Below are 2,942 nucleotides of genomic sequence, written 5' to 3' on the forward strand. Positions count from 1 at the left end.
TACCTTGGGATGGCCGACCACTCAATAGCGCAGGAAGTGAACTCTTTCATTGTAGCTAAAGATGGCTTTAGTTAAGTTTGGGTAAGTTTTACGAAGCAGCGAGTCAATCGATTTTAGATTTTAGATTTTAGATTTTAGATTAACCCCACGGATAAATTCGGGGGCTTGAGGATTTTAGATTTGGGATTGATTCCACGGATAAATCACGTGGCGGGTACCATCAAGAAATTCGCTTGTCAGGCGCAAATTTAACTCTTTCCGTTCTTTTCTCAACCTTCGCGTCTTTGCGGCTTGTTGGGTGCATCTGGTTCTTGAAGAGGGCGAAGCATGACCGCATATAAGTTATTAGTTATAATCTCCTATTTTCTGCGGTCATGCTTCGCCCCTACGGATATATTCGCCTTGCGTGAGATGCACCCGGCTTGTTAGTCTGTGTAGGGTGTGTCGCCATTAAAAGTCTCTCGCATTCAATTAACTTTTCTAGCGGCGACTCACCTTATACTATTTATAAAAAAGCTTGCTACAACAAAAATCTTGGGACAGGTGCGGATCGATGAGATTGTCCCTCTTTTTTGATGATTGTCGATGTATCCGCACCCTATAGCTACTAATGATTAATGTCTAACTGCTATTGCAACTTAACCGCAGCCCGCTGAATCGGCAAAACTTCATCCAACGTCAATTCGCGATCGGCTGTCAGGTGACTAGAACAGCAAATTGTGCTGAAATAAAGAGGACGACCGACAACTTGAGAAAAATGCTGTTCCAAAAGTAAGCGAGAAGTGATATCGCCCAACAGTTCAGATATATCTTTTGTCAATTGTTCAGTATCGTCGCGGTGAGTAATTCTGAACTGAAAGGGCGTTTTGCCGATCGACTTTTTAATCTCCGCATCAAAAGCATCATCTTTACCAGCCACAAAAGCCGCAGACTGAGCTGTCAAAAATTGCCAAGCTTCTGGAAACATCTTGCGAATGTTTTCCAGAGGATTTCCGGTTTCGTAAACTAAAGTAGCAGTTTTGCAATCCATGAATCCGACCTCAGGTAGTTAGTAGTGTGTCTCGACTGTATTTCAAGTTTTGATATTGGTTATCATATTCATAATTGGCCACTAAATCAAGGGCTGTTCTGTCTTCTCTTCCTCTGCGCTCTCTGCGGCCTCTGCGGTTTAATCATTCAGAAACACTTGTGACGCATCAAAACCAAAGAAACCGGGTTTTTTTCCCAATCTGCACGCCATAACAAAGTATTCTCCCAAAAAACCCGGTTTCTGACTACCCGGCCCAATGCTCTGGGAAAGCCGATTTCCAATGCCCAATGCCCTGGGTAGGCCGATGCCCAATGCCCAATGCCCAATGCCCAATCAAAAAAAACTATCTTTTCCAATACCTGCGCCAGTGAAACAAATTCTCCCACAAATTCTGCATAAAAGTATTGCTGCGGAGACGCTGCGACTCCCAAACAGCAGCAGTTTGACCGTTAATTGCCGAAAAACTAGACCAAATATAAGGAAGTTCGGCGATCGCCTCAACCTTCATTCCGTGACGCACAGCAAAGGCGATCGCATGAATCAACTCCGCAGCTTGCGGGCCGACAATAGTCGCTCCCAAAATCTCCCCGTCACGCCGCCCGACAATCTTACAAAAACCCGTTGTCTCCCCGGACATTTGAGCTCTTTCAACATTCTTGAAATATTCCCTAGCCACAATCAAATCGTCTCCAAAACGGCGCCTTGCTTGCGCTTCTGTCAAGCCAACCCTCGCCAACTGCGGATCGGAAAAAATCGCCCAAGGAATCCCGCGATAATCTATTTGATACATCGGCAAAAACAAAGCATTTTTCACAGCAACCGCAGCTTCGCAATTGGCGATGTGAGGGAACGAATAACCGCCAGCAACATCGCCACAAGCGTAAATTCGAGAATTAGTTGTTTGCAGCTTTTCATTTAAAATCAACCCGCGATCGCTAAATTTAACCCTAGCAGCTTCCAGATTTAACCATGCAAAATTGTGTCCGCGGCCAGCGGCGAGAAAAATCTCCTCAGCTTCGATCGCCCTTGCCCCAGCTTGAATCCACTTTTTACCGTCAATCACCCTAGCTTGAGTCACCTCAGTCGCAGTCAGAATCCGCACTCCTTCAGCTTCCATTCCAGCTTGCACCAAACCAGCAGCCTCGCGGTCTTCTTTCGCCAAAATCTGCGAACTTTTCACCACCAAAGTCACAGCAACGCCCAGCCGAGAAAAAGTCTGAGCCACTTCAACACCGCTGGGATCTGCACCGATTACAGCCAAACTTTTCGGCAACTTTGGCAGTTTTGCCAATTCCCCGACTGTTTCGGAAGTAAAAAAGCCGACAGACGAAAGTCCTTCAATATTGGGAATTGCAGGTAGAGTTGGACAAGCTAGCAAATAACAGCGCGATCGCAATTTCCGATCGCCCGCAATCAAAGCCAAATTCGGTTTGGCAACAAACTCGCTGTTACCAAAAATAATATCAACCCCGCGAGCAGCTAAAACGCCGAGATCGTCAATTTCTGACAAATTAGAAACAACGCCGTCAGCCCATTTCTTAACCCCGTTAAACTGCAATGCGATCGGCATTTCGGAATTAGCCAGATCTGGGCGAAGTCCGAACTGTGGGTGGCTCATCTGGTGAGCAAAACGAGCAGCCTCTCTCAAAGTTTGGCTGTATTTCAAACCCAGGGCGATCGACTCTTTTCCCCCCGCCGGCAAATCTTGAGAATTACTGAGCGGTTCCACCAAAGCAACGCGAGCCGGGAAATTAGTTGCAGTCAAAGCAGCATAACGTCCGGCCGCAGTTCCACCAATAATCACTAAATCATAATCAAGCATAAATAAATTTGTCAGATAAGACGGCGGTTGAAACCGCTCCTATACAAACGATGTCCGCCTCCGCGGACTCAAGAAAACAACGTAATTTCA

General features: G+C 46.2%; 2 protein-coding genes. Both read right to left on the minus strand.

What is annotated here, in order from left to right; all coding sequences use genetic code 11:
- Positions 1 to 628: 628 nt before the first annotated feature.
- Positions 629 to 1,030, minus strand: a complete 402-nt coding sequence (locus JGK20_RS33850) for a hypothetical protein (RefSeq protein WP_293233769.1) — start codon at positions 1,028 to 1,030, stop codon at positions 629 to 631.
- Positions 1,031 to 1,373: 343 nt separating this feature from the next.
- On the minus strand, positions 1,374 to 2,852 hold the full coding sequence (locus JGK20_RS33855; RefSeq protein ID WP_293223663.1) for an NAD(P)/FAD-dependent oxidoreductase: 1,479 nt from the start codon (positions 2,850 to 2,852) through the stop codon (positions 1,374 to 1,376).
- Between the last annotated feature and the right edge of the window lie 90 nt (positions 2,853 to 2,942).

Origin of the sequence: Microcoleus sp. PH2017_05_CCC_O_A (assembly GCF_020738785.1) — a bacterium.
In the GTDB taxonomy this organism is placed as follows: domain Bacteria; phylum Cyanobacteriota; class Cyanobacteriia; order Cyanobacteriales; family Microcoleaceae; genus Microcoleus.

What these genes read in the sequence shown, in the direction of transcription:
- JGK20_RS33855 (WP_293223663.1), bottom strand. Translation starts at nt 2,852, where the DNA reads ATGCTTGATTATGATTTAGTGATTATTGGTGGAACTGCGGCCGGACGT.
- JGK20_RS33850 (WP_293233769.1), bottom strand. Translation starts at nt 1,030, where the DNA reads ATGGATTGCAAAACTGCTACTTTAGTTTACGAAACCGGAAATCCTCTG.